Here is a 2345-nt window from a genome sequence, read left to right on the forward strand (position 1 = left end):
AGCCTGCACAGGCGATGCCCTCACGATCGAAAAGTGAATTGTATCCCTCTGTTACGAGCTCGCGCTCGTCAACGATCACAATCATCGGCCCCGCCTTCCGAATCGAATCATTTGCCCCGTGAAGAGAGGCCTATCCGCTGGCGAGAATCCTGAACAACCGTCATTTCTTGTAGCTAGTTTCTTGGGAGTCTGGAATCGTATCGGTTGCATTAGCGTGCAGCCAGATACGCATTCGGCGCCAAGTTTTGGCCAGGCCAGAACAACAATTCGGGGTTGTGTGTTAGGTCTATTAGTAATGGAAAATGCGCTTATGGGTTGCAGAATCCGCGGGCGTTCGCGGTCCATTTTCCAAAGCCGGTGGCGACCATGTTGGCAATGACACGGCAGACATAGATCTTCTGCGCCGGGTCATTGTCGGGGCCGGCATGATAGCGGGCCACGGCCATCGACCAGGTCTCGTGACGGGCATGAAGGCTGGCCAGGAAGCGCGCCGCATAGTCGACATTCTGACGTGGGTCGAGCATGTCCTCGACGCTGCGAAAATGCGATGCGTGGTAGTGGTGGTTGATCTGCATGCAGCCCAGATCGATCAGGGTCTTGCCCTCGCGCCGGGCATTGGCGAAGGCGGCAAGGGCCTCGGGCCGGCTTCTGGGAAAGACTGCTTTTCCCTCTATATTCAAAGCGTTGGGTTGAAGGCTGCCCTTGTTGCCGGTCTCCGTCAGGCCAACGGCATAAAGGATGCCGGCGGGAACGCCATAGCGGTCGGCGGCGCGCAGGATTTCCGGCTCGCAAGGGTTGGTCGTGGCTGCGGCAGCTGTTACCGCGCTAGATAAAGATATCGCCGCCAGCGCGCTCGCGAGAAGGCGAAGTGCCGCGGCCGTAGTCCTGCGCGTCATCGTTGCGGTTCCTTGAGGATTGCTGACCCGGTTGCTGGCCGCCGGCTCCACCATTGCCGCCGCCCGAATTCCCCGGTTGAAAGGATGCTGGATCGCGGCCTGTTGCCGCCGCCAACGGAGCGGTTGCATCCGTCCGGGTTGTAGCGGGAACTGCTACCGAAGGTTGCAGTATCGTGACCTTGTCAACCTCGAAGCCGAGCCCTCGCAGCGACTTGACGATGGCCTCGCTGTCGGCGGACAGCCGACGATAGGCATCGTGTGTTTCAGGCTTCAGCTCAATCGAAAGTTGTTCCCCGGAGAGGCGAAGATTGGCCGTCACCATGCCGAGTTCGGCAGGGTGAAGTTCGATCTTCAACACATGTGTCGGAACGGCAACAGAGCTGGCCAGATGGGTGGTCGTGGGTGAGGCTGAAAGCGCCTTTTGCGGCCCGGCGTCGGCGGCTATGGCGTTGATCACATTGAGGGCCGCCTGGCTGATGGGACCCTGCGGCGGCGCGGGGAAGCTCCGTTCCGACACCACGTCGATGCGCGCGGCGGACAGGGACTGTTTTCCCGCTTCGGGACGCATCGAGGACCGCACATCCTCGATGCTGCTCATCGCATTCGTGGTGGGCTTCGACGGCACGCCGGGCACATCGACAGCCGGCGCGTCCGACAGCTTCTGAGCCGCCGCTGTGACGTCGCGTTTTGGCGCGCTGGAGGCAGCGCTCGGCGACTGACCGTCAAGCGCCGTCAAAGGTCCGTCGACGATCGACGCCTGCTCCGGCTTCGACATGGTTTCGAGTGCTTCGCGTCCGCCCGACGATTTTGAGCGGTAGGTCTTTGGCAGTGCAGCCTGTCCGCCGAGCGCCGGGTCCGACGGATTCTCGCCGGTGGCCGCATTGCCCCCCGCTGCCTTGGCCGCTGTCGAGAAATGCCGCAGGTCATGAAACGCGATCAGCAGCGGCAGGTCGTCCTGAAGCGGCGCGGTATCCGACGCCGTCTGTTCGGCGTCGGCCTTGTGCGCCTTTGCTTCCAAATCGTCCTTGCCGGTTTTCACGCTTGCGCCTTTGGCCGAGGTGGTCCTTCCGGGCTCGGCCGATGCCGGTTCGACCTTGGCGCCATGCCCGGCGAGGCCGGCAGCGAGCTTGCTCCAGCGCCGGTCGCGCGATCCCGCCTCTGTCGACGCCTGCCGTTCCGGGCGGGCATCGTCGCGCAGCATTTTGCCGAAGCCGGCGTCATCGTTTCTGCCGTTCGCGGCAGGCTGCTCCGACGTCGCGCGCGTGGAGGCAAATCCTGGCAAGGCCGAGCCGAGGCTGGTGGTCATTTAGGGGCGGCTCCAAGCATCTGGTCGATCAGGTCGAGCTGTCGACGTGTTCTGGTCATGGCGGCGTCGGTCGGATCGGCGGGCTCTGGACCGGCGGCGGGCGAAGGTGCCGACGCCGGCACGACGGTCGCAGGCTCGGCGGA

General features: G+C 63.3%; 2 protein-coding genes and 1 pseudogene. All 3 read right to left on the minus strand.

The window, feature by feature from the left end:
- Positions 1–85 (minus strand): annotated as a pseudogene (locus EOA22_RS39185) (DNA-binding response regulator); the annotation flags it as partial.
- Between the two features lie 223 nt (positions 86–308).
- Positions 309–896 (minus strand): transglycosylase SLT domain-containing protein, encoded by a 588-nt coding sequence (locus EOA22_RS30995; RefSeq protein ID WP_063168924.1) that lies wholly within the window; start codon positions 894–896, stop codon positions 309–311.
- Positions 826–2202: a flagellar hook-length control protein FliK gene (locus EOA22_RS31000; protein WP_127390485.1), complete on the minus strand. Its 1377-nt coding sequence runs from the start codon at positions 2200–2202 to the stop codon at positions 826–828. The genes EOA22_RS30995 and EOA22_RS31000 overlap by 71 nt, the downstream gene beginning before the upstream one ends.
- Positions 2203–2345 lie beyond the last annotated feature (143 nt).

The organism is Mesorhizobium sp. M7A.F.Ca.US.014.04.1.1 (assembly GCF_003998745.1).
Lineage (GTDB): Bacteria > Pseudomonadota > Alphaproteobacteria > Rhizobiales > Rhizobiaceae > Mesorhizobium > Mesorhizobium ciceri.